This is a genomic window from Rothia sp. 27098_8_29, from assembly GCF_041432785.1.
Classification (GTDB): domain Bacteria; phylum Actinomycetota; class Actinomycetes; order Actinomycetales; family Micrococcaceae; genus Rothia; species Rothia mucilaginosa.
The window spans coordinates 181,994-207,710 of record NZ_JAPWAI010000002.1; the positions used below are offsets into that span (position 1 = coordinate 181,994).

The window sequence follows — 25,717 nt, forward strand, 5'->3', positions numbered from 1 at the left end:
TTATACGGCTCAGGTTAGGGTAGGAGCGCCAACCCAAACTCAATAACAATCAGCGCGATAGCACACGCGAAGAGTACCCCACGCGACACATTGAACTTCTGCCAGAGATCATACAGCTGGCTGGGAATCAACCAAATAACGAACGCCTGAAAGGCAAGCGATAACGCGGGGTTACCCCACTGAATAATCATCAGGGCAAGAGCAAAACCCACGCCGAGCGTATCCAGGATGCGCCGATGCTTTAGCACCTGCTCCCTCTCCTTTTGATAGCTAGGGTTGTTTAGCAACCTTGGTGGTGCTTTTTTCAGTTGACCCACAAGGATCAAAACCGCCAGCGGGATCAGAGAAATATCGAAGAACATGGGAACCGCCTTTCATGTTGGGGTTCGCTCGCTACGCCGGTGACGAGCTGATGGCGCACCATCATTGGTGAAAACTTCTCAAAAACAAGTAGTCTGCAACACGTGTATAACGTATTGTGGGTTACTTTACAGCACACATAGACCCTATTCAAGAGGTAAACAGCTCCCCCCCCCCGAAAAATTTTGAAAAATTTTTAAAAAATAAGGGCGCCGGGAACCTTACGTTCCCGGCGCCCACTCCCCAGCTGTTCATACCTCAGCGGGATTCAATTTAGAGGCGGAAGAAGCCTTCCACCGCGCGCGTCATGTACGCCATATCGTCCACATGGCACATCTCGCGCATCGAATGCATCGACAGCAAACCAATACCCACATCCACAGTGCGCATACCCAGGCGAGTCGCCGTAATCGGGCCAATCGTCGAACCACACGGCATATTGTTATTCGACACGAACTCCTGATACGGCACACCAGCCTTCGCGCACGCCGCAGCAAACACGCCAGCACCCACCGAATCCGTCGCATAACGCTGGTTCGCGTTAATCTTCAGCAGCGGACCACCACCGGGCAGCGGCTGCACGGTTGGGTCGTGGTGACCCTGATAGTTCGGGTGCACCAGGTGACCGGCATCAGCCGACAGGCAGAACGACGCCGCCACCGAACGGCGGTACTCCTCCGTGCTCTCACCGCGCGCAGCGGACAGGCGCACCAGAATATCCTCCAGGAACGGGCCAGCCGCACCACTACGCGACTCCGAACCAAGCTCCTCATGGTCAAACGCCGCAAGCATCACAGTCTCGGTAGCGTGCTCATCCGCATTATCGGCAACGTAACGCTCCAGGGCGGTCAAACCCGCATGCACCGAAGACAGGTTATCCAGGCGACCCGATGCGAACAGCTCCTGATCCGCACCGAAGCGGCGCGGCGGCTGCGAATCAGCGAACAGCAGGTCGTAACCCACAATGCTTTCTGGGTCGACCGGCTCGCCGTCAATCACGTGCTTCGCCATGTAGCCGAGCACGTCATTCTCCGCCGGGTCCACGCCCCACACGGGGTACATGTTGAACTGCTTGTCCAGCACCAGTTCGTTCCGCTTGTGGTCCAGGTGCGGCGCCAGCTGCGGGATGCGCGCAATCGGGCCGGTGCGCACCAGGCGGTCCTTCAGCTCCCCGCCCTCAAGGACGGTGAGGCGGCCCGCCACGCACAGCTCGCGATCGAGGAAGGAGTTCAGCAGTGCGCCGCCGTAGTTCTCAACAGCAATCTGGTGCCAGCCCTTCGTGGTAATGGAGGAGGAGGGCTTGATCTTCAGGGAGGGCGAGTCAGTGTGTGCACCCAGCACGCGGTAGCCGCTTGCCTTCTGCGCCTTCGCGCCGCCAGCCCAGGCGATAATCGCACCGTCGCGGACGACGAAGTGGCGGCCGGTTGCGATCTGCGGGTCCCATGCTTCGGTCTCTACAAGCTCGGTGAAGCCTGCTGCTTGCAGGCGGCGCGCTACCGTGCGCGCGGCGAGGTAAGAGACCGGCGACTCCACCACGAATGCGGCGAGGTCTTCAATATTTTTTACAGCATCAACAGTCATGGTTTAACCCTACCTTTTCTTGGGTGTTGATGGGGTGACCGGGGCTGGTAGTCCACGCGGCGTGAAGTATGAGCCCTGGTGAGGCTCGAATGGAGCGGGGCGGGCGGGCCGGGGTAGCTGAGCTAGAACAACCCGCCAAATAGCCTATTTATCAACCTTGAGCGGTTGTGTTTCACGTGAAACCTCGCCGCGGCGAGCGCGCGCATTGAAGATCAGGCAGGCGAGCACCACGTACACGCCTTCCAGAACGATACCCTGGAGCGCATCCACGGGGGTCACACCCTCGGAGGCGAACGGATCCAGACCAGCCACCATGGACAGCAACATCAGGATCACGTTATTTGCCACGTGCAGGCTGATGGAGGCTTCCAGACCGCCGGTGTACCAGCAGAGGAAACCCGCGTAAATACCCATCGCGAGAATCGTGCTCTGACCCCAGGGGTCGTAGGCGTGGGAGAGCATGAACAGCACGGCTGGCAGCACAATCGGCAGCCAGGGGGTGCGGAGCCAGCGGCCCAGCATCTGCATCATGAAGCCACGGTAGGCGAGCTCTTCGGCGTAGCACTGCACGGGCACCAGGAGCAGCATCATCGCCACATAAACCCAAAATTCAACCTGTGGAGGTTGAAAATAGCGGTATTCGGGCAGGCTCTCACCGCTCAACGCCAGCATCACGGCGTAGTAGATGCCATAGACAGCGAAGCTCAAACCCAGGTACGGAAGTAGCAGTGAGCGGCGCAGACGGCCCGCCACCGAATGGATCAAACCCCAGGGCTTCGGGCCCACGACCAGGCGCGCCAGAAAGAGCGAAGGCACAATGGCGATCAGGGAGAGGAAGGTCAGGGCGAACAGCGCCGGGTGTTCCATAATGACGGAGCGGTTCGTAGCTACATCCTGGAGGGAAAGTCCCGAACCCATAATCGCCACAGCCAGGGCAACTGAAATGATTAGGTTGAGGCCAATAAATACGGTGACGCCGAGCAGACCTTCCAGCAGGGGTGAGAACCAGCGGGATTTCGGGTCGGCGTGGGAGAGGCGGTGGTAGGCAAGACCTGCAACAGGCGCAGGAGCAGCGGGGGTTCCGGTGGCTACCTGCGGGGGTGCGGGAGGCGGTGTCGTGTTCATTCTTTAATCCTAGCCTCCGCGGGGTCGATGGTGACCGGGCATGCGGCAACCTTCAAGTACTGATTGATACGGAATGTTCCAAAACCATTGAAAAAGCCGTGAATAAGGCTAAAAACCCACCATTCACGGGGTTCATTTTCTGAACCTATGCCATAATTTGTAGCGACAATACGCTCATATACATAGTCGCTGATGACCGCTCTTCCGGGGTGTTTTTTCAGCACCAGAAAGGCTGCTTTCTTATGGCACTCGTCTTCAATCCGCCGCCCAACTGGCCCGCTCCTCCTGCTGGATGGGTCCCCACTCCTACGTGGCGCCCCGACCCCGCGTGGGGTCCCGTTCCTGAAGGTTGGCAGCTGTGGGTCGAAGAACCCGAGCCTGAACCCATTCAGGTTGAAGAGGCTACTATTGAGCCGCTGATTCCCGAGGAGCCCGCTGCCGAGGCGGCTCCGGCTGAGCAGGTTGCTGAGCCCGTAGTTGCTGAGCCTGCTGTTGAAGCTGAGCAGCCCGCCGAGGTCGCGGCACCGCTGACCGTTGAGGACGTTGACCTGGAGCAGCTCGCCGCTGAGCTCGAAGGTGAGCAGGTCGTCGAGGTTCCGGAGGTGGCAGCACCCCAGGCTGAGGCGGCCCACGTTGAGGCACCCCAGGCTGAGGCACAGCAGGTAGAGGCACCCGCGGCTGAGTCCGCTGAGGAGTCCTCCGAGCCCAAGCCGATGCGTCACCTGACTCAGGTTCCGCTGACCGGCACCGCTCTGCCCGAGCAGGTTCTCGCATTCCAGTCTTCCGCAGTTGAAGAAGCTGCGGCTGAAGAGACTGTTGTTGCAGAGCCCGCTGCTGAGGCTCCCGTAGCGCCGGTTGTCGAGCCTGTTGTTGCTGAGCAGGTTGCTTCCGAGCAGCCCGTTGAGGCGCACGTTGTTGAGGCTCCGGTTGCTGAGCCCGCACTGTCCGAGCCCGCCGCTTCTGAGCCGGTCGTTTCCGAACCTGTTGCAGAGCCCGTTGTTGTTGAGCCCGTCGCCGAGGTTGCCCCCGAGGCACCGACGGCAGCTGAACCGGTCGCTGAAGCTCCCGCAGCTAATGCTCCCGCCTCCGTCGAAGAGGCTCCCCACACTATTGAGAGCTCCCCGCTCGTTGAGTTCCACACCCCCGAAACCGAGCGCACCGTCAACCTGTCCGAGCGTACCGTGAACCTCTCGGAACAGCCCGGCCAGAATGTACAGCCCGGTCAGAACGCGCAGGGCGGCCAGAACGCACAGTTCATCCCGGCGGGTCAGGCGCCGAACGGCTTCCAGCCGAACCAGGCTGATGGTTTCCAGGGTGAAGGCTTCCAGGGCCAGAACTTCCAGGGTGGCCAGTACCAGGGCCAGGGCTTCCAGGACGGCCAGAACGTCCAGGGCGGCCAGTACCAGAACAACCCCTACCAGGGTCAGCCGTACAACGCTCAGCCCTACGCGGGTCAGGTGTCCGATCAGGACCAGGCAACCGTGGCTCTGAGCAACCCCTACGTCACCGAGCCCGCAGGTCAGGGCGAGGACGACTCCGAGAAGAAGGGTCTGTTCTCCGGCACCAAGATTTGGGGTGTTATCGGTGGTGCGTTGGCTCTGCTGATTGTTATCATCCTGGCGATTGTCATGCTGATTCCGCGTGGCGGCTCGAACCCCACCTCCGATTCTGCGGCAGCATCGAGCGCGGCGGCTACTTCCGCTGAGGCATCCTCCGCGGCGGCATCCTCTGAGGCTTCTTCCGCAGCGCCCGCATCTGAGAGCGCGGCAGCAGGTACTTCCGCTTCTTCCGCAGCACCCATCGCTGCTGCTGAAGCAAAGATGCCCGAGGGTGAGTTCAAGGAATACAAGAAGACCGTCGCCGACAACAAGGACACCATCGACATTGAGAAGATCAAGGGCGATGTGTCCGCAGGCCTGCTCTACTACGAGTTCAAGCCCGCAGACGGTGTGGTCAACGCCTTCATCACCAGCCGTGACGATAAGGGCAACATCGCCTCGGGTGTGAGCGTTATCGACTCCACCCGCGACGGCAAGGAGCTCAAGGGCACCGCATGGATTGACGCGAGCGGCCACTCCACCCCCACCCGCAAGCTGGAGCTGACCGGTAAGGGCGAATGGACCATCCGCGTCTACGATGCAGACTCCGCACCCCACTACAAGAAGGGTGAGAAGTTCCAGAGCACCATGAACTTCTACGCTTTCACCTACGAAGGCACCGAGGCAACCATGGAGTTCCAGACCAGCGGCCCGACCACCCGCGGCTTCACCGTTCTGAACGCGACCAAGAACGACCCGTTCTTCTCCTCGACCATTCCGACCGTGAAGAGCAGCATGCAGTGGGTTCAGAGCAACAAGAGCTACATGCAGGTTCGTACCGACTCCAACATTACTTGGAGCATCGGCACTAACTAACAGCGTGACTGACTAGGTCAGTAGGCTGGGCATAAAAGTATCCCCCGCACCCGTCATGGGTGCGGGGGATACTTTTATACCCGGTGAAAGCTGTGCACCTGCTGGAGGCGCCCGTTACCTTAGCAGGAGTACTTCACCTCCGCCAGTTCGGCGCCCGCGGCGTGTGCTGCACGCTCCACCAGCTGACGATTCGCCAGGTACACAAAGAACGTCACCAGAATAAACAGGTACATCAGCTGGTACGGCATGGTGCCAGCCATCAGGCCCAGGGAGCCTTCCGGCACCATCAGAATCTGATCCGCGTTGAAGTGCGGGGAGAACGCCAGCACAATCCAGAACGGCGAAATGTACATGCCCACCAGCGCCGCAGTCGCCAAGATAACAGCCAGCGTGAAGACGAAGGAGCTGACCCGCTGGTACATGAGCGGGAAGATTTCCATGACCACGGCGGCGAGCATCAGCGGGTACCAGGTGTTGTGGTGCGACCAGCTAATCGGCGAAATCTGTAGCATCATGAACGCGGTCAGCGCCAGCTGCGCCATGAGCGCGCGGGCACGAACCAGCGGAACCAGCAGAACCGCCGTAACCAGCACAATCAGCAGGGTCAACGCCACCTGCACCACCGACAGGGCGGTAGCCGTCAGGTGATGCTGCAGGCCCGCGTGGGTCAGCGTACCCATAATCGACACGTTATCGAAGTAGCTGAACCAGCCCACACGCGAAGTGTCATGCACCGCGTGGAACCAGAACGTCAGCGACTCCTCACGAATCACCAGGAAGCCGATACCCACGGTCGCGGCGAAGCTCGCACCCAGAGTCGCAATGCCTTTCCAGTCCTTACGCATGAGCAGAAGCAGACCGAACGCGAGCGGGGTCAGCTTAATACCCGCCGCAATACCCAGTAGCACACCTCGCGGAACGCGGGTTGCCGGGCGCATAAAATCGGCAAGAATCAGCGCCAAAATAATGGCGTTAATCTGCCCAAAATGCGTGGTCAAACGCCACGGGCCGCACATCCAAATCAGCGCCGCAATCAGCGACACCATGCCCCAATGACCCAGGTGCTTCTGTAACGGCAGACGCCACGAGCGGCTCCGCGCATAGGAGTACAGCAGGTACGCGCACCAGTAGCTGAGCGCGCAAATAATGGCGGTAATCAGCAGCATGCTCTGCGGTTCGGTGAGGAACGCGAGCGGGTAGAAGAGCAGCGCCGCAAATGGCGGGTAGGTGAATGGCAGGCCGCGCGTGCGGAAGCTGTACAGTTGCAACCCCTCGGGGCCATCCGCCAGGGAGACAGCACCCAGGCGGTACACGTAAATATCGTCAGCCGCCGCGTGCGTCACGTAGTCGAAGGCGTAGAGGGCAACCAGGATGAACAGCAGGTGCGCCCAGAGAGCACCGCTGCGCATGCCGGGGATGCGGTCAAAGAAGCTGCGACGCGCAGGTTTTGTGGGCTCTGCGGCAGGCTCCGCGCTTTCTACAGCGCTTTCAGCAGCCAGTTCCGCAACCGGTGCAGTAGTAGAGCCAGCCGAAGCCCACGGGATTATAGGCGCAGCCGCCTCGGCGTTCTTCTCGTGATTCTTGTCGCGGCTCACGCGGTTGCCTCACGGGAAGCGGCGGCGCGCACAGACTCGGCGCTCTCGGTCACCAGGGCGCGAGCGCCCCACCAGCCCAGGGGCGCGTCGCTACGCACGGAACCGTACTGCACGGGCTCAACCTTCGCGCCACGCACCGGCGCGCTCAGGGCGGCAACCGACCAGAGCGTCATCGTCACCCATAGGCAGAACGCGGGAATAGCCGAAACCGCCAACGCGCCCGGGGCCAGCTGTTCCAAACCATCAGCGCTACCGTGGAACCAGGACGCAATCCTAATCGGCGACAGGTACAGGCCCAGCACGGCAACCACCGCGAACACGGTCGCTGTCACCCGCAGCCACGCCGGCTGAACCGCAAAATAGGTGGGGAACGCATCCATGATGAACACGGCAGCCAGCAGGGGCAGCAGCACGTTGTGGTGCGACCAGCTAATCGGCGACAGCGCCACCATCAAGGAGGCGGTCACCGCCACCTGCGCCAGCGCGGCACCGCAGCGTTCCAGCTGGTACAGCAGCGCGGCAGTCAGCACAATCGTGACCAGCGCCAGGGCGTAGTAGACGGGCTTCGCGGCGCTCTCAGAGAGACCGAAGTGCAGCAGCCAACCCTGAATCGAGACGTTATCCACAAAGTTCAGGCCACCCACACGGGAGGGGTTCGTCAGCGCAGAGAACCAGAACTCCAGCGCGTCCTTAGGCATCAGAATAAAACCCAGCGCAATGGTGCCGAAGAACGTTGCACCCAGGGTCGCGATGCCCTTCCAGTCGCGGCGGACCAGCAGAATCAGACCAAACACGAGCGGGGTCAGCTTCACGCCGCCCGCAATACCAATCAGCACGCCGCGCGGCACGCGGGTTGCTGGGCGCACAAAATCGGCAAGAATCAGCGCCGTAATGAACGGGTTAATCTGAATCAGGTCCAGGGTGCGCTGCCACGGCCCCGCCGAAACCACCAGAATAGTCAGCACCGCAATCGTGCCCGCACGACCAAAGTACTGCTGCAGGGGCAGTTCGCGACCGCGCGCATTCACGTAGTTGTAAATGATCGTGGAAATCCACCACGCCACCACAGCCGAACCGACCACCATAATGACCTTGCCAACTTCCAGCGGAATAAAAGCGAACGGCAAGAACAGCATCGCCGCGAACGGCGGGTACGTGAACGGCGGCTTGATGACGCCGTGATCGTTCAGGGTCGGGGAGTACAGGTCCTGGGTGAAGCCCTCGTTATCAAAAATGGTCATCGCACCCAGACGGTAGATGGAGAAGTCCATACCGCTGAAGGGGTTGGTGAGCATTTTGATGACGTATCCACCGCCAACAATGAGGATGAGTGCCACAATAGCGATTTTTCCCCAGATGGGGGTGGTGGAGTCAGTCCTTGTCACGAGGTGTTTGTCCTTACCTTGGTGCCGGCGGATGCGCGCGTAGGGTGGGCGGGCATCTGATTTTGGAATCCTAATAGTTTATCGCGCGCACCTGTGAAGGATGCATTGGGGAGAAGAATCACAGGGGGAGATTCGCAGGGGAAGAACCGCTCGAGCACACAAGCACAACTATCACGATATGAGCTGCCTTCATATGCACGTCATGTCTTCAAAATTGGTACTATCCGGGCAATATAATGGGCTTATTGGCACCCGCCCCAACGCAGGGGTACCGGGTGCCGACCCGCACACCGACGTCCACGAACAACCAGCAGTGAAAGCAGTGATCACGTGAGTGAACATCTCGGCACCCCACCCGAAGGCGAGAACACGAGCGGCAAGCCCGCAAACGTCTCCGGAGGCGGCTCCTCCGGCCTGAGCATTGGCGCGCGCCCGGCTGATGTGCCCGGCGCAAACCTCACCCCCGAAGAGATTGCACGCCGCGCATCCGGTCGCGGTACGTGGCATCGTCGCGCCTCCAAGCCCGTCTCCCACTGGATGTTTACCCTTGTCGGCGTACTTCTGCTGCACAGGTTTATCCCGAATAGCGGCTGGCTGATGGTGCACATTGTCACCCTCGGCCTGATTACGAACTCGATCCTGATTTGGTCGCAGCACTTCACCGAAGCGCTCATGAAAATCAAGATTCCTGACGAGCACCGCGGAACCCAGGTGCGCCGAATCTTCATTCTGAACGCCGGTATTCTCGTGCTCATGATCGGCATGGTCGGTCAGCTGAGCGTGCCCGGCCTCTACGCCGCCACGGTGGTGGGCGCCCTCATTGTCGGGTCGATGGTCGCCTGGCACGGCATCTACCTGCTGAAGCAGGTGCGTCAGGCTCTGCCGTCGCGGTTCGGTGTGACCATTCGCTTCTACATTGTTGCGGCGTTGCTGCTGCCCCTCGGTGCGGCGTTTGGCGGCATGATTGCCTACCCGAACCTGTCCGGCACCCTGCATTCGCAGTTCCTGCTCGCGCACGAGGCAGTGAACGTGCTCGGCTTCGTCGGTATTACCGCGGTGGGTACGCTGGTGACGTTCTGGCCGACCATGCTGCGTACCAAGATGGTGGATAAGGCGCTCACCCACAGCCTGCGCGCCCTGTACCTGATGTGCGGTGGCTTGGCGTTGACCGTTGTCGGCGCGATTTTAGGGATGCGTCCGCTTGCTGCTGCGGGTCTGGTCGTCTACCTGGTTGCCCTGCTGATTGTCGCCTGGGTGATGGTGCGTACCCTGCGCACCAAGCGCCCGAATGAGTACCCGCCCATGAGCGTGGGTATGGGCTTCCTCTGGCTGATTATTGGCGTAGCGACCACCGCCTACCTGGTGGCGACCGTCCCCTTCGCGCAGCTGGACATGCGCGCCGTGACCCCCATCTTTGTGGTCGGCTTCCTGCTGCAGCTGCTGCTCGGCGCGATGAGCTACCTGCTGCCGCAGCGTATGGGCGGTGGCCCGGCGGTGGTGCGCGCCTCCAACAAGGAGTTCAGCCGTTTCGCGGCGGCACGCGTAACCGCCGTGAACCTGGCGCTGCTCATCTTCATGATGCCCAGCTCCATGGTGGGCCAGTCCATTAAGATTGCCGTCGCTATCGTGGGTGCGTTGGCGCTCATGGCGTTCATTCCGCTCATGGTGCGCGGCGTGAAGGCGTCCGTGAACACCCGCAAGGAAATGATGGCGGCACGCGCCCGCGGCGAGAAGCCCGTCTTCAACCAGGAGGCGCTCACCCCCGAACCCGTCCCGCACGCCAAGCAGAGCTTCCAGGCGGCACTCGCGGTTGCCATGGCGTTCCTGCTGGGCTTCGCCGTGAACCCGTCCGCGTTGAACCTGCCGTCGTTCTCCTCGGCGGGCTCTGTGGCTGCGACCGGTCAGACCACCACCGTGCAGGTGAAGGCGACCAGCAACTACCGCTTCACCCCCGCCGAGGTAGAGGTCCCCGCAGGTAACCGCCTGGTCGTCGAGGTCACCAACGACGACGAGGGCATGACCCACGACCTGACCTTCGACAACGGCGCAACCACCGGCACCATCAACCCCGGCGAAACGAAAACCGTTGACGCCGGCGTCATTACCGCCGACCAGGAAGGCTACTGCTCCGTGGCGGGTCACCGCTCCCTGGGCATGGTGTTCAAGGTGAAGGCGACCGGCGCCTCCGCAAACCAGGTGGCGCAGGGCGGCCACAACCACGGTTCTACGGGCACCCACAACCACGCCGCGTCGGGTAACGCCCCGACCCTCATGACCGTTGCGAACAGCAGGATTGACATGTCCGCAGCGCCCGGCAGCGGCTACAAGTACCGCGACCCGAACATCCCGGCGCCGAACACCGCCACGCAGGTGAACGGCAAGACCGTCCGCAAGGTCACCCTGGAAGTTGAGGAAGTCGACCGCGAGGTGGCGCCCGGCGTGACCGTTCACATGTGGACGTTCAACGGGCAGAACATGGCACCGATTCTGCGCGGCAAGGTCGGCGACATTTTTGAAATTACACTCATCAATAACGGCACGATGGGCCACTCGCTGGACTTCCACGCGGGCATGGTCTCCCCCGATAACACGATGAAGACCATCGCCCCTGGTGAGCGTCTCGTCTACCGTTTTGAGGCGAAGGGCGCCGGTATCTGGCTGTACCACTGCGGCACCGCCCCGCTGAGCCTGCACATGACCCAGGGCATGTACGGCGCGGTCATTATCGACCCGGCGGACCTTGACCCGGTAGATCACGAGTACGTGATGGTTCAGGGCGAGGCGTACCTGCACGACACCGGCAAGACCGCCTCCGACGGTAACAAGCTGGCGGAGAACTCGCCGGAACTGATCGCGGCGGGCACCCCCACGCTGACCATGTTCAACGGCCACGCAACCCAGTACAAGGCGAAGCCGCTGCAGGTGAAGAAGGGCGAGCGTATCCGTGTTTGGGTAATGGCTGCGGGCCCGAACCACGGCACGAGCTTCCACGTGGTCGGTTCGCAATTCGACACCGTCTACAAGGAGGGCGGCTACCTGATGCGCCGCGGCGCGGATGCGTTCGGTAGCCGTGACGGCCACAGCCAGGCACTCGATTTGGCGCCCGCTCAGGGTGGCTTCGTGGAGATGCAGTTCTTGGAGTCTGGCACCTACGTGTTCGTGAATCACTCCTTCTCGGAGATGGAACGCGGTGCCGCCGGCAAGATCGTGGTGACGAACCGTTAGAGGCTCCTGAAGCTCCCCATCATGGATTGGCCCCGCCTGGTGCTCCCTGTCAAAGGTGTACCGGGTGGGGTCATCCTTCACGTGCACGGAGTCTGTACCTGCACTTGATGTTGACTCCGGTAAAGACGCGCCAAGAACTCTCTGACTATGGTTTTCACCTCAACGGAGGGGAGTGTTTTCACCATAAACGGCGATGGTGCGCTAGTCTATAGGAATGGCAGATAGCACTTCGGGCGCCCCTTCCGAGCGTAACGCTACGAGCGCCTCCAACCACATTTCCGTTCCGGCGGATCAACAAATTTCTCCTCGGCAGCGTAAAGCTTTCCCGCTTCGCTTTCTCGCCGGGGTTCTTGCGCATTGGCAGATTATTGCCTCTGCGGTCCTTCTGGGTGGCGGTGTTGCCGGCTTGGCAGCCACCTATGACGACTATTGCGGTATGACGGAGCTTTCGTATGCTCCGGCGGCTCTCCGATCCGATTTTGAGGAGGGCTCTAAGGTGTCGGGTTTCCGCCCCGGCGTGCTGGCGGCGCAGATTGAGACCGAGAGCCACTGGCGTGTGGGCGTTGAGTCCCACCAGGGCGCTAAGGGTATTGCACAGTTCACTGATGACGCGTGGAGCGGCGGCCACTACAGCTTCGGCAATGGCGGTAATGTTCTGAACCCGCACGATGCGATTGCGGCGCAGGCACGCTACTTGGCTGAGTTGCGTACTCGTTTGGCGAAGTACGCCTCCAATGAGGATGAGTTGCAGGATGTGGTTCTCGCCGGTTATAACGCGGGTCCGGGTTCTGTGGAGAAGTACGGCGGTGTTCCCCCGTATGAGGAGACTCAGAATTATGTGAAGTCGATTCGCGAGCTGGCGAATTCGAAGTATAAGCTGACCTGCTCTCCCGAGTACCAGTTCAAGCAGGCGAAGTTGAGCTTCGTGAATGGTGTGACTCCGGCGATGGCTGGTGTTCATGCGGATGGTACGGCTCTGTCCCCGGAGGAGTCGGCGTCGGCTGCGGCGGAGGCTTCTGCGAGTGCTTCGGCTCGTCCGTCTGCGAGCGGTTCTGCGGAATCTTCGGCGAAGCCTTCGGCAACGAGTTCCGGCCGCTAAATTCATTTTTGGATAACCCACTAGGCTATATAGCCGTCTGGGAATATTCCGTTTTATCTATAGTGCGTGGCTAAACGAGCCACCGCTCCCCTACTATTCACTCTTATATTTACTCTTAACAGCGCGAGGCGCCGACCCCCATTCTCGGGGTTCGGCGCCTCGCCCTTTTTAGAGCTGGAGCGTGCCTAGTTGAAGATGGCGCGCACGACCGAGTAGCCGGAGACCGGGTACACGGCGTTCACGGTTGCGGGCTTCTCGCTCTCGTCCGCAATCTCAATGGACTCGGTGCCGCGCAGTAGCTCCTCGAGCAGGATGCGCAGTTCCAGGCGTGCCAGGGGCGCGCCGGGGCAGACGTGGATGCCGTCGCCGTACACGAGGTTGCGAGACTGGTCGCGGTGCGGGTTGTAGGTGAGGGCGTCTTCGAAGGCATCCTCGTCGCGGTTGGCGCTTGCCCAGTTGATGGTCACGCGGGAGCCGGCGGGCAGGGTGCGGCCGCCGAGTTCAGTGTCCTGAGTGGTGATGCGGCGGTTGGTGACGAGGGTGTCTTCGAGTCGCATGATTTCTTCGACGGCGAGGGCGATTTCGCTGCGGTCGTCGAGTGCGTTGCCGTCGGCGAGGGATGCGCGCAGGCGGTCCTGCTCGGCGCGGTTGCGTGCCAGGAAGTTGACGAATACGCCTACGGTTGCGGAGACGGTGGACAGCTCGCCCACAGTCCAGTTGCGGATGAGGCTGACGATTTCTTCGTCGGTCATGGTGCGGGGTTCTTCGCCGGGCAGCTGCACGGTGTCGGTGAGCAGTTCGGCGGTGACGTCCTTGGGGTTGCCGGCGGCAGCGTCCTCGCGGCGTTCGTCGAGCAGCTGACGGATGTAGCCGTCGAATTCGAGGGCGACCTTAGCGATTTCTTCGCGGTCGCGGCGCAGGGTGGCGACGCGGTTCTTTTCGATCCATTCGGTGAGGGGCTGTTCGAGGCATGCGGGCCAGCCCATGAAGGCGTTCTGCACGCGCATTGCGTATGCCTGACCGAAGCCCTGCATGACGTCTACTTCTTCGCCACGGGGCAGTTCTGCGATGAGGCTCTTCACAGCGTCGCGGATGACGGGTGCGAACTTTTCGAGGCGTTCGGGAGTGAAGTACTTGTCGTTGACCGCGCGGAAGGTGGTGTGTTCGGGTGCGTCCATGCCGTTGGGGACGGCGATGTGGCGGGTGGAGACGACGTTGGAGTAGATTTCGGGGTGGTCGAGTACGTGCTGTACGTCGGCGTTTTTGAAGACGGAGTAGCCCATGAATTCGTCGTGGGCGACGGGGCAACGGCGGCGCATTGCGTCGTAGGCAGCTACCTGGTCCTTCTGGACCTCTTCGCTTCGGAGGTCCCAGTCGTTGTGTACGTTCTCAGTCATTGTTCACCCGTGTTCGTTATAGAGTTGTGGCGTGCTGGATGCGGGCGTCCGGGCGATGCGTGTGGGGCAGGGTCGGGCGTGCATTTCAGCACGTGAATCCATTACTTGTTCTTTGACCCTATCATTTATGGATTGGTGGCGCAGGGTAGGGGTTCCTTGCTTCTCATTCAACGAACAGTGCGGTCGCGGCAGCACTACAACCCATCACGCCGCATTCACTCTACAGGCCACGATAGACTTCTCGCCGATGACCAACTCGGAAGACCTCAACAACAACCGCACCGTTATCAATGGTGTACAGGATGCGGTAATTTCCTACTCGCGCCCTCTACCCTTCTTCGCCCTGTAGCTTCTTGACTCCCGCCATATAGGGGTCATCGCCAAGGGACCGGAGGCAGGCGATAATTTTCTCGAAGACTGCCCGGTCTTCTCGTTGGATTTTCTTCAGTTCTTTCGCTGCTTTGCGCGTCAATTCGACCCGGTACGCGGGGTTTGAGAGATGGTTTGCAGTCATCTGCATCCTTCAGGCAGAGCTTTAAATCTTAACCTCAACCTTAGCAGAAAAAGTGTACACTTTTTACATACTTTACATTGTAGTACTATATAAACTATATAAGTAGCCCCCTGGCTGGAACCTACACAGGAACTATCCTCGGAGCTAACGCATAAACCCCAGAAAGGAACCAGTCATGACTGTCACCACTCACCGGACTCGTTCCAATGTCACGACTCTTAAAGAACTCCGCGACAACCTCGGAACCAAAGTCAACGAAGCCGTGTTCTCCGGCGAACGTCCCCTCATCAGCCGCAATGGTAAGACTGTTGCCGCGCTCATCTCCTACGAAGATTTGAAGCTGCTGGAAGAGTACGAAGAGCTCCTCGACATTGAGGCTCTTCGCAAGGCACGCGCCGAAGATGACGGCTACCGCATCGGCCTCGACGAGTTCCTCACAGAAAACCCTGCAGACTAGTCTTTCAACGCATATTGCGAGGCGGGCGGCACCTCCACCTGGGAGGGGCCGCCCGCCTCATTCTTGCCTAAAAACCGCCGAGGTTTAGCGCTTGCCTGCGGAGGGGTAGATACTGCCGTCCATCACGCCGCGCTCCACCTGCTCCAGGCTCACGCCGCGAGTCTCCGGCAGGTTGCGGAACATCAGCAGCGCAATGACCACGTTCACCACGGCAAAGCCGATGAAGGAGCCAGTCAGACCGACCGCACCCAGAATCACGGGGAACGCCAGCGACAGCACACCATTCATCATCCAGCCGCTAAACGCCGAAATGCCCATACCCGCCGCACGCACACGCAGCGGGAACAGCTCACTCATAATCACCCACGTCGACACGTTCAGGCAGGTCTGCATCGCGCCCACAAAGCAGACGATGAGCACCAGCAGAATCCAGGGGCGCGCCGCATTATCGGCGGGCAGCAGCATGGATGCGCCCGCAATCAGCACGTGGAAAAACGCGGTCGAACTATAGCCGGTAATGACCATGACGCGGCGCGGCACACGCTCCATCAGGCGCAGCGACAGGATCGAGCCGAGCACCGCAATCGTACCCGGAGCAATATTCGCGATGAGCGCCGCGGATTCGCTGAAACCAGCTTCCTTGAGCACCTTAATGCCGTAGTACATGATCGAGTTGATGCCGGTCAGCTGCTGGCCCGCGCCGACCAGAATACCGACGAGCAGGATGCGCACGAACCAGCCACGCACGCCCACGCTTTCCTTACCCACCGCGGTGTTCTGGGAGGTGGTCGCCTCCGCCTGCAGGGTGCGCTCGATGTCGGCAATCTCAGCCTCTGCACGTTCGGTGGAGCGAATACGCTTCATAACCGCCAGTGCCTGCTCACGCTTGCCGACGCGCAGCAGCCAGCGCGGCGACTCGGGCACTCGCAGCATACCGACGAACAGGCCGATGGCGGGTAGGGTGCAGATGGCGAACATCCAGCGCCACACGCCGTCGTGCTCGCCCCATACGTTGCCGATGAGGGCGTTCACGATGAACGCGGCAAGCTGACCGCCCACGACCATGAGCTCATTGCGGCCGGAGAGGGAGCCTCGAATTTCGTAGGGTGCGAGCTCTGCGAGGAACACGGGCACCACGGCGGAGGCGCCACCGACCGCCAGGCCGAGCAGGGTGCGCCCGATGATGAGCACGGCGACGTTGGGTGCGAAGACGCACGCCAGGGCACCAATGAAGAAGATGGTAGAGAGCCCAATGATGGTGGTTCGGCGGCCGAACCGGTCAGAGATGCGGCCGCATCCGAGTGCGCCGATAGCGGCGGCGAAGGCGAGCGATCCGGTGACCCAGCCTTGGGCGGTGGAGTCCATGCCGAGTTCGCGGCTCATGGGTTCGAGCGCGCCGTTGATCACTCCGGTGTCGTAGCCGAAGAGCAGACCGCCGAAGGTGGCGATGAGTGCAATGATGCCGAGGTATCGACTGTGCTTCCCGGTGCCCAGAGGGGGCAGGGTGGAGGCGGTGCTCTGTGCGCTCATGGTGTCCTTTATGCCGAGGGGTTAGGTGAGATTACACCGACATTGGTGGTTCTTCAGCACTGTCAGTGGGCTAGGTGAGGTGCGTCAGGTTAGACACACCTCACCTAATCCTAGCGAAAACGTGCGGCGGGTGATATTTATTTCTCACCACGGACATTTTTCAGCGTATATTACGGCCGACACGTGCGACCGCCTGAGTGTCCCTTTGAGAGGGAGCCGGAGTTTAGAACAGCGCGATCTTCTCGGGTGCCGGGAAGATGGCGTCCAGGGCGGCGAGGTCCTCAGCGTCGAAGCGCAGGCACGCCGCCTGTGCGTTGGCGCGCACCTGCTCGGCGCTGGTCGCACCGGCAATGACGGAGGTGACCGGCGACTGCTGTGCGAGCCAGGAGAACGCCGCCTGCACCTCGGTAATGCCGCGCTCGGTGCAGAAGGTGTGGAAGGCTTCGAGCTGGTCCCAGTTGGCGGCGTCGAGCACGTTCTTCTTGGAGTGGGACAGGCGCGAACCGGCGGGAATGTTGTCGCGGCGGTACTTGCCGGTCAGCAGGCCGTTAGCGAGCGGGAAGTACGGCAGCACACCCATGCCGAAGTGCCGTGCGGCGGGCAGGATTTCGAGTTCTGCGCGGCGGTCGAGCAGGTTGTAGTGGTTTTCAGCGACGATGAACCGTTCGGTGCCGAGTTCACGGGCGCAGTGTTCGGCGTGGGCGAGCTGCCAGCCGGAGAAGTTGGAGTGGCCCAGGTAGCGGACCTTACCGTCGCGTACGAGCTGGTCGAGGGCGCTGAGGGTTTCTTCGATGGGGGTGTTGGGGTCGGGGCTGTGGTAGAAGTACAGGTCAATGTAGTCGGTGCCGAGGCGGCGGAGGGACCCTTCGACGGCGCGCATGATGTAGCGGCGGGATCCGCGGGCGTTGCGGTCGTTGCCGTTGAGGTCGCCGACGGGCAGACCGAATTTGGTGACGATGGTCAGTTCGTCGCGATCGAGGCCGAGCTGGGTGAGGGCGGTGCCGAACATGGTTTCTGAGAGGCCGGGTTCGGCGCCGTAGAGGTCGGCGATGTCGAAGAAGCTGATGCCGGCGTCGACTGCGGCGGCGATGACTTCGTTGGTGCCTTCTTGGGTGCGGGTGGGGGTGCCGGGGCGGCCGAGGTTGTTGCAGCCGATGCCGACGCTGGGTACGACGAGGCCGGAGTTGCCGAGCCTGCGGTAGACGGGAGATTCAATACGTTCCATGTTTTTAACTCTACGTTGTGCGGGTATGTTACGAGGTTATTTTCCCTCCAGTTGGGAGGCGAAGAGCTTCCTGAAGCGTGATGTGGGGTCGGTCGTTAGGTCGCGGTAGGTTCCTTGCTCCACCACACACCCACCATCCAACACCACCACAGAATCAACACCACGCAACGTCCACGCACGATGAGACACCAACACCACCAAACGCCCAACAGCAGCCACCTTCAACCGAGCAAAAATCTCCTCCTCAGTCTCAGCATCCACAGCACTAGTCGGCTCATCCAACACCCACACCGGCGCATCCCGAAGAACCACACGCGCCAACGCCAAACGCTGCCACTGACCACCCGAAAGACCAACACCACCAAACGACTCACCCAACTGAGCATCCAAACCACCCTCAAGACCACGCACAAAATCATCAGCACAAGCCACCGACAAAGCCGACCACAAATCAGCATCACCAAGACGCTCAACCGCCTCCTGCGACAAACCCAGAAGAAGATTTTCACGCACAGTCAGTTCATAACGGCCGTAGTCTTGACTCACCAAACCCACATTTGCCAATAAATCATCAGGTGATATGTCCTGTACCGACTTATCTCCGATTAGGATGTCTCCTTTGGAGGGCTTAAGCATACCCATGAGTGCATTTACTAGGGTTGTCTTTCCCGATCCGCTGGGCCCGACAATACCAATCATCTGCCCGGGACCAAAAGTGAGATTGATGTTTTTAAGAGCTAAAGAATCAGCTTTTGGATACTGGATAGCAAGATTCCTAATGGAAACGCTGGAAATCTCGAGGTAGGTATCGGCAACCGAATTTTTCTGCTTGGGCTGTGCGCTAGAAATAAACTTTCGATATATATCAATTGCGTTTGACCCCGCTGCCATCGAGCTAAGGTCGCTTCCCATCGAGCCAAGCGAGACTATAGCCGAGGTAATACCTATAACAGCTCCAGCAAGAGCACCGGGAGCCGGCACCGAGGCCGCTAGAAAAATAAGGGCTAAAGCTAGCAATGCAGCGCTTATAAAACCAACAATTGTATATATTCTGAGGATGTAACGAGCTAGGCCAATTTCCTCCTCACCGGATTTTTTCCGTTCTTGATTAGCGCGACGCGCAAAGAATGAACGAGCATTAAGAATTGCAAGCTCACGAGCAGTAGTTATTTGTGCAATCTGGTTAGTGCTATGCCATGCGTTGTAGCTATATGAATATATTTTTTCCATTGCCTCAGCATTTTTACTCGAATAGAGATGTGACATCAAGGCAACAGGAATCATGCCTGCAAGCATGCAGAGTGAAGCATATACATTGATCTTTCCTACGGAATAACTAAGGGCTCCCGTCGAAAAAATGATGAATATCAGAGCACCCATAGTGGAAACTTGAGATCCTAGACTCCCCCCTGTCACAGCTTCATGAGCTGCCCTTGATGAGCGAGCATAATCACCACTCGCGATTTCCTGAGAGGAACAAGTCGCCAGACGAGAAGATACGTTCTGAATACCCGTACTTGACATTCGAGAATTTAGAATCATACGCAGAGAGTCTGATGCTTGTCCCAGGGCAATGTATCCTGCCAGCACAAAACTAACCCCCAGCGCTAGCGGGAGCACTTCATCCTGGCTCTGGCCCAAATGCTCAACAAGTCTAGTGACAGCCTCCATCTGCAGAGCAGGGAATAGTGATAGGCACACAACAGACGCTAGATAGGAAACGGTCCATACGGGGTGATTTCTGAAAGCATAAACCACGGACCAAACAGTATTAGCCATAATCTTACGCATCTTTATAGTCCCTTTCAGCGGAAGTTTTGCGCCCTGCAGAATCTTCAGAGATCTGATTTTTGAAAATTTCCATAAACTTTCCCTCTGCCTTCAGTAGCTCCCGGTAGGTTCCTTGCTCCACCACACACCCACCATCCAACACCACCACAGAATCAACACCACGCAACGTCCACGCACGATGAGACACCAACACCACCAAACGCCCAACAGCAGCCACCTTCAACCGAGCAAAAATCTCCTCCTCAGTCTCAGCATCCACAGCACTAGTCGGCTCATCCAACACCCACACCGGCGCATCCCGAAGAACCACACGCGCCAACGCCAAACGCTGCCACTGACCACCCGAAAGACCAACACCACCAAACGACTCACCCAACTGAGCATCCAAACCACCCTCAAGACCACGCACAAAATCATCAGCACAAGCCACCGACAAAGCCGACCACAAATCAGCATCACCAAGACGCTCAACCGCCTCCTGCGACAAACCCAGAAGAAGATTTTCACGCACAGTCAGTTCATAACGGCCGTAGTCTTGACTCACCAAACCCACATTTGCCAACATGTTGTATTTACTCTCAGAAGAAGCACCCTTATACGTTATGCTCCCCTGGGCAATTGGTGTAATTCCAAGAATTGCATTTATTAGCGTTGTTTTTCCCGCGCCCGAGGCACCAACTACTGCAATCATTTGATTATTCATCAGCTCAAGATTAATATCTTTAAGCGCAAAAGACGACGAGCCCTCATACTGAACGGATACATCTTTGCATATAATTTTTGAAATATTTTCATGGTTAGGGTTAGAAGTTTTTATCTCAGAAACATGGTCGTAAGTATCAGAGTCGCATACCCTTCGGAATTGCTGAACAGATAATGCTCCATTAATAATCTGACCAAATGAATATCCCACCTCTTGGGTCGCATCAACACAGGCAATGATTCCAATCAGCGATCCGGCCACATACGATATATTGGCGCCTGAATCCACAAGGAAGTACAGGGACGCAAAAAGTAAGACAGAGCAGAGTAGCCCTGCAACTATGGAGATGATTCCTCTAACACTTTCAAGGCTCAATTCCCTACCGGCCGCCCGGCGTCGCCAGGACGCTACGCGTTGCGAGAAAAATCGGGAGGCTCTCATGAGGTGAAGTTCTTGGGCTCGACTCTGAGCCATCAGATTGTCTAGATAGTAGTTCTCTACCCGATAGTCCTCGTACATTAGGGTGTATATAGCGTAATCACGTTTAGCGAGGATTACCATTGCAATAGATAGGGGTAGTGAACACAGTGCCGCAAAAATTGCTGCCACAATGCTGACGTTCGCGATATTAAGACAGAGAAGTAACACCATTGCGAAGGCACTCACCAGTGTCATAACTGACATGGTGTGAACCTGCAATTCCTGTTTCGATATTGCCTCTCTAGCAGCACGTATATCTTCCTGTGATTTTGTGCTACCTATATCAGATAACGGAAATGTAGATAACCTGTTATTTAACATGCAGTGAACCCGATAGTTCACCTTTGATTTGAGGATGAGCATGTTACTTATGACCCAGCGTTTAGCAATGATATTAATTCCGACAACAAGGGCAAGAGCAACGATATAAATCCAGGCCGCGCCACCATTTGAACCGCTCAAGGCTGATACTGTATTACCAATCAGCAGGGACTGACTCAAGGGAATGCAGGCAATGACGGCTAGCGATAGGGCGACGCTCACCAGGGTTGTGGGACAGGTTTTCCAGGCTAGGCGGAAGGACCAGAGTATAGAAGAAAATAGCTTTTTCATTCTCACCACGCTCACAAAGTCATATTGAACTCATCTTTGAGCCCTGAAACTCCTCGATGAGCGGACATTGAAACACTACCCGTGCCTCACTAGCTACCCTACCCCTCAATGAAATTCAAAACACATATATTCGTGCGTGTCCAAGAATATTAAGCAGACGTATCTGCGATAGTTCCGGGCATCCAGGGGTCAGCCGACAGCCCTACCCACAACGCCCCCAGCCGCCCTTCGTCATAGTCGGTCATATTAAGTTCATATTTCGCCCCAATGTCATGTCCAGAAATATTAGGACATCAACCGCCGCACCCCTTGCACGCCCTCGGAGGCGGTGGGTAAAGTGAAGGCGTTATCTATCAAGAGCGACCGAGAGATCTGGCTCGTCGACGTCGCAGCAACCTCGCCAGTATCCCCCACCGTCACGGTGCAGGGTGCGGACAAGGTGCTCCCGCCAGAACCGATAGAGAAGAATACCCTTCGGCACCCCTTGATGATGCGCACCCGCAACCGGTGGCGCGCATCCTGCAGAAGAATTCGCGCACCCTTACGGTGTGTATCTATCGGGTGAACACGAAGGATGGTCATGACGACAGTTCACCCGGCTCTTTCTTTTGAGCTGTTCCCTCCGCGCTCACACGCAAGCTGTGAGTCGCTGATTCGCACCATTGCGGAGCTTGAGGGTACCAACCCCGACTACGTTTCGGTCACCTATTCCGGTGACGCGAAGCGCCGTCAGAAGACGCTGGCGCTGCTCGACTACCTGGTGCACGAAACCTCCCTCACCCCCCTGGCACACCTGATTTGTGCAGGCCACTCGGTGCACGAGCTGGAGCGTGCGGTCCGCCTGATTCTGGGTCTGGGCGTGCGCGGTTTCCTGGCGCTGCGCGGTGACGTGCAGGAAGGTCAGGTTTCTGAGCTTCCCTTCGCCCGCTACCTGGTCGAGCTGATTCGCCGCGTGGAACGCGAAGATTTCGCCCACCTGGCGGCGGGTAAGGTGTCCATCGGTGTGGCGGCGTACCCGCAGAAGCACCCCGAGTCCGCATCCCTGCTGCAGGATATTGAGATTCTGCTGTCGAAGCAGCGTGCCGGCGCGGATTTCGCGATCACTCAGGTGTTCTTTGAGGATGAGCGCTACAGCGCCCTGGTCGATTCGGCGCACCTGGCAGGCGTAGATATTCCGATTATTCCGGGCATCATGCCGGTAACCTCGCTGAAGCGCCTGCAGAATCTTTGCCAGATGGCGGGCATGGAAGTCCCGACGGACCTCGCCTACGCCCTAGAGACGGCGACCAGCAACACAGAGTTGCACCGCATCGGCGTGGATTACGCGCTGAACCAGTGCCGCGCTGTGATGGATGCGGGCGCACCGGGCCTGCACTTCTTCACCTTCAACGAGCATGCGGCGGTGCTGGACGTTCTGGATCAGCTGGACCTACCCCGATACAGCAACCGTTTCTCTCAGCCGCTGAGCGAACTGGAATACGCCTAACCCAACCCGTAACGCTCCTTGTCGGATGCGTTCCCATTGTCTCCCCCACAAATATTCCGGGAGTTGTTGAGTCCTCCGTTTCATCACCCACAGTCGGGTGGTAAAACGCCGGAACCGACTCCCACATCTATCCCCAGTAAAGGAAAAAATATTATGTCGAACACCGCATTCCCCGCCGCAACCATTGTTGGCTACCCCCGCGTGGGCCGCTTCCGCGAGCTGAAGAAGGCTCAGGAGGCTTTCTGGAAGGGTAAGGCAACCCTGCAGGAGCTGCAGGACACCGCCGCTGACGTGCAGCGCACCTACTTCGAGCGCGTGACCGCTGCGGGTCTGAAGGCTGATAACTACTCGATTCCGGCGACCTTCTCCTACTACGACCAGGTGCTTGACGTGGTTCGCCTGTTCACCCTGGTTCCCGAGCGTCTGGCTGAGGCTAAGGATGCACGCGGTCTGCTGGATCTGCCCGGCTACTTCGCACTGGCGCGCGGTACCGAGACTCTGCCTCCGCTGGAGATGACTAAGTGGTTCGACACCAACTACCACTACCTGGTGCCCGAGATTGGTGCCGGCACCGAGATTAAGCTGAACCTTGAGGCTATTGACGAGCAGCTTGAGGTGGCAAAGCAGGCTGGCGTGAAGGTTCGCCCGCAGATTGTTGGCCCGCTGACCCTGCTGCTGGGCGCTAAGGCTGAGCAGGGTTCCGCTGAGGACTTCGCACCCATCGACCGTCTGGATGAGTTCGTTGCCGCTTACGCTCAGGTGCTGGAGCAGCTGGCTGAGCGCGGTGTTGAGTGGGTTCAGCTGGACGAGCCGGGCCTGACCGTGGACCGTGCCGACAACGCGAAGGTTGCGCAGCTGGCTGAGCGCACCTACCGTGCCCTCGCTGCCGGCGAGAAGCGCCCGCAGATTCTGGTGACCAGCCCCTACGGTTCTCTGCGTGAGAACCTGCCGGCACTGCTGGGTACCGGCATTGAGGCTCTGCACCTTGACCTGGTGCACGGCGTGTACTCGAAGGCTGAGCTTGAGTCCGTTTCTGCCGCTGGTGTGCACCTGGTTGCCGGTGTTGTGAACGGCCGTAACGTGTGGCGTGCTGATGTTCGTGCCGCACTGAAGACTCTGGAGGCGCTGCCCGGCGCATCCGAGGGTGCCGTGTCTGTGGCTTCCTCTACTTCCCTGCAGCATGTGCCGCACGACCTGGCTCTGGAAGACCCCGCCGAGGTTCCCGTGGACGGCCTGGCATTCGCCGATCAGAAGGTCGCTGAGATTGCTCTGCTGGCTCGTGGCCTGGCTGAGGGTGAGGCGGCAGTTGAGCCGGAGCTGAAGGCTGCTGACGAGGCGCTGGCTCGCTTCGCCGCTGACCCGCGCAAGCACAACGACGAGATCCGTGCCCGCGCCGCAGCTGTGACTCCCGAGGACTTCGACCGCCCGACCATTGACGTTCGCCGCGCGGCTCAGGCTGACCTGAACCTGCCGAAGCTGCCGACCACCACCATTGGCTCCTTCCCGCAGACCGCTGAGATTCGCCGCCATCGTGCGGAGGCTCGTGCGGGCAAGATTTCCGCTGAGGAGCTGAACGGCTTCCTGCGTGACGAGATCGCCTCGGTTATCGCACTGCAGGAGGAGCTGGGTCTGGACGTGCTGGTTCACGGTGAGGCTGAGCGTAACGACATGGTTCAGTACTTCGCTGAGAACTTCGACGGTTTCGCAACCACCCGCCACGGCTGGGTTCAGTCCTACGGTTCGCGTTGCACCCGCCCCTCGATCCTGTTCGGTGACGTGAAGCGTCACGGTGAGGGTCTGCGCGGTGAGGCGTTCACCGTTCCGTGGAGCTCCCACGCACAGTCGCTGAGCGACAAGCCCGTCAAGGGCATGCTCACCGGCCCGGTGACGATTCTGGCGTGGTCCTTCGTGCGTGACGACCAGCCGCGCCGTGAGACCGCTAACCAGGTGGCTCTGGCTCTTGCCGACGAGATTGCCGACCTGGAGGAGGCGGGCATCCGCATCATTCAGGTGGACGAGCCGGCTCTGCGTGAGCTGCTGCCCCTGCGCCGCGACGAGCAGCCGCAGTACCTGGACTGGTCGGTGAACTCCTTCCGCCTGGCAACCAGCGGCGTGAAGGACTCTACCCAGATTCACACCCACCTGTGCTACTCGGAGTTCAACGAGATTATCGACTCGATTAACGCTCTGAACGCTGACGTGACCAGCATCGAGGCGGCTCGTTCGCACATGGAGCTGCTGGCTGACATTCCGGAGAGCTTCGTTTCCGGTCTGGGCCCGGGCGTGTGGGACATCCACTCCCCGCGTGTTCCTTCGCAGGATGAGATTGAGTCCCTGCTGAAGGCTGCGATTGGTTACGGCACCATTGCTGACCTGTGGGTGAACCCGGACTGCGGTCTGAAGACTCGTGATTACGAGGAGACCAAGCAGTCTCTGCGTCACCTGGTAGATGCCACCAAGGCGATTCGCGCATCCCTCTAGGAGGCGCCTATTGGTTCCGCTACCTGCTGCGGGTTAACCGGATGATGGTTTGCTCGCGGTAACCTGCGGCAGGTGGCGGCTGTTCGGCTTCGTGCCGGTATGCGTACCGACTGTATGCCGAGCTTTTGGGGATAGATAACAGGCCCGCCCGTACGGTTTTTCTTCTGCACCGTGCGGGCGGGCTTTTCTGTGCTGTTTTTGGGCGCCGATTTAGTGGCGTCCAAGTGGTTTTCTTTTTGAACTTAGGGTATAAATTA

At 59.2% G+C, this 25,717-nt stretch carries 17 protein-coding genes, 1 pseudogene and 1 riboswitch; of the genes and pseudogenes, 6 read left to right on the forward strand and 12 right to left on the reverse strand.

Annotation, left to right across the window (positions count from 1 at the left end; all coding sequences use genetic code 11):
- Positions 1-14: 14 nt before the first annotated feature.
- From O3649_RS05765 to O3649_RS05775, 3 genes are all read right to left on the reverse strand, one after another.
- On the reverse strand, positions 15-362 hold the full coding sequence (locus O3649_RS05765) for a hypothetical protein (protein WP_070541686.1): 348 nt from the start codon (positions 360-362) through the stop codon (positions 15-17).
- Between the two features lie 271 nt (positions 363-633).
- Positions 634-1,941: a M18 family aminopeptidase gene (locus O3649_RS05770; RefSeq protein WP_371573222.1), complete on the reverse strand. Its 1,308-nt coding sequence runs from the start codon at positions 1,939-1,941 to the stop codon at positions 634-636.
- Between the two features lie 144 nt (positions 1,942-2,085).
- On the reverse strand, positions 2,086-3,066 hold the full coding sequence (locus tag O3649_RS05775; protein WP_371573224.1) for a lysostaphin resistance A-like protein: 981 nt from the start codon (positions 3,064-3,066) through the stop codon (positions 2,086-2,088).
- A gap of 242 nt (positions 3,067-3,308) precedes the next feature.
- Here O3649_RS05775 and O3649_RS05780 point away from each other — a divergent pair, with 242 nt between their 5' ends.
- Positions 3,309-5,480, forward strand: a complete 2,172-nt coding sequence (locus O3649_RS05780) for a hypothetical protein (RefSeq protein ID WP_371573226.1) — start codon at positions 3,309-3,311, stop codon at positions 5,478-5,480.
- A gap of 119 nt (positions 5,481-5,599) precedes the next feature.
- Here the strand turns inward: O3649_RS05780 and O3649_RS05785 are convergent, their stop codons facing one another.
- Entirely contained in the window at positions 5,600-7,075 is a 1,476-nt protein-coding gene (locus O3649_RS05785; RefSeq protein ID WP_371573228.1) for a glycosyltransferase 87 family protein, read from the reverse strand.
- Complete coding sequence (locus O3649_RS05790) at positions 7,072-8,460, reverse strand: glycosyltransferase 87 family protein (protein ID WP_371573230.1); 1,389 nt, start codon at positions 8,458-8,460, stop codon at positions 7,072-7,074. The genes O3649_RS05785 and O3649_RS05790 overlap by 4 nt, the downstream gene beginning before the upstream one ends.
- Positions 8,461-8,790: 330 nt before the next feature.
- Between O3649_RS05790 and O3649_RS05795 the strand changes: the two genes are divergently transcribed.
- Both O3649_RS05795 and O3649_RS05800 read left to right on the forward strand, forming a co-directional pair.
- Positions 8,791-11,685 (forward strand): multicopper oxidase domain-containing protein, encoded by a 2,895-nt coding sequence (locus O3649_RS05795; protein WP_371573232.1) that lies wholly within the window; start codon positions 8,791-8,793, stop codon positions 11,683-11,685.
- 214 nt (positions 11,686-11,899) lie between these two features.
- Positions 11,900-12,784: a lytic transglycosylase domain-containing protein gene (locus O3649_RS05800; RefSeq protein ID WP_371573234.1), complete on the forward strand. Its 885-nt coding sequence runs from the start codon at positions 11,900-11,902 to the stop codon at positions 12,782-12,784.
- A 185-nt stretch (positions 12,785-12,969) separates the two neighbouring features.
- Here O3649_RS05800 and O3649_RS05805 read toward each other — a convergent pair whose 3' ends face one another.
- The 3 genes and pseudogenes from O3649_RS05805 to O3649_RS05815 form a co-directional block, all read right to left on the reverse strand.
- On the reverse strand, positions 12,970-14,181 hold the full coding sequence (locus O3649_RS05805) for a cytochrome P450 (RefSeq protein WP_005507311.1): 1,212 nt from the start codon (positions 14,179-14,181) through the stop codon (positions 12,970-12,972).
- Between the two features lie 220 nt (positions 14,182-14,401).
- Positions 14,402-14,497: pseudogene (locus O3649_RS05810) on the reverse strand (type II toxin-antitoxin system RelE/ParE family toxin); the annotation flags it as partial.
- Positions 14,498-14,509: 12 nt separating this feature from the next.
- A complete protein-coding gene (locus tag O3649_RS05815) occupies positions 14,510-14,695 on the reverse strand; it encodes a type II toxin-antitoxin system RelE/ParE family toxin (RefSeq protein WP_371573236.1) in 186 nt (61 codons plus the stop codon).
- A 175-nt stretch (positions 14,696-14,870) separates the two neighbouring features.
- On the opposite strand from O3649_RS05815, the gene O3649_RS05820 reads away from it, so the two are divergent.
- Complete coding sequence (locus O3649_RS05820; protein WP_314075450.1) at positions 14,871-15,152, forward strand: type II toxin-antitoxin system prevent-host-death family antitoxin; 282 nt, start codon at positions 14,871-14,873, stop codon at positions 15,150-15,152.
- 84 nt (positions 15,153-15,236) lie between these two features.
- On the opposite strand, the gene O3649_RS05825 is transcribed toward O3649_RS05820, so the two are convergent.
- From O3649_RS05825 to O3649_RS05840, 4 genes are all read right to left on the reverse strand, one after another.
- Positions 15,237-16,682, reverse strand: coding sequence for a sugar porter family MFS transporter (locus tag O3649_RS05825; protein WP_371573238.1), 1,446 nt, complete (start codon positions 16,680-16,682; stop codon positions 15,237-15,239).
- Between the two features lie 223 nt (positions 16,683-16,905).
- Positions 16,906-17,907 (reverse strand): aldo/keto reductase, encoded by a 1,002-nt coding sequence (locus O3649_RS05830; RefSeq protein WP_005509045.1) that lies wholly within the window; start codon positions 17,905-17,907, stop codon positions 16,906-16,908.
- A gap of 36 nt (positions 17,908-17,943) precedes the next feature.
- Positions 17,944-19,686, reverse strand: coding sequence for an ABC transporter ATP-binding protein (locus O3649_RS05835; RefSeq protein WP_371573240.1), 1,743 nt, complete (start codon positions 19,684-19,686; stop codon positions 17,944-17,946).
- Between the two features lie 4 nt (positions 19,687-19,690).
- Positions 19,691-21,493, reverse strand: a complete 1,803-nt coding sequence (locus tag O3649_RS05840; RefSeq protein WP_371573242.1) for an ABC transporter ATP-binding protein — start codon at positions 21,491-21,493, stop codon at positions 19,691-19,693.
- Positions 21,494-21,840: 347 nt separating this feature from the next.
- Positions 21,841-21,957, forward strand: a riboswitch (SAM riboswitch).
- 116 nt (positions 21,958-22,073) lie between these two features.
- On the opposite strand from O3649_RS05840, the gene O3649_RS05845 reads away from it, so the two are divergent.
- Positions 22,074-22,979: a methylenetetrahydrofolate reductase gene (locus tag O3649_RS05845; RefSeq protein WP_371573244.1), complete on the forward strand. Its 906-nt coding sequence runs from the start codon at positions 22,074-22,076 to the stop codon at positions 22,977-22,979.
- Between the two features lie 153 nt (positions 22,980-23,132).
- Complete coding sequence (gene metE / locus O3649_RS05850; protein ID WP_371573246.1) at positions 23,133-25,460, forward strand: 5-methyltetrahydropteroyltriglutamate--homocysteine S-methyltransferase; 2,328 nt, start codon at positions 23,133-23,135, stop codon at positions 25,458-25,460.
- Positions 25,461-25,717: the final 257 nt, after the last annotated feature.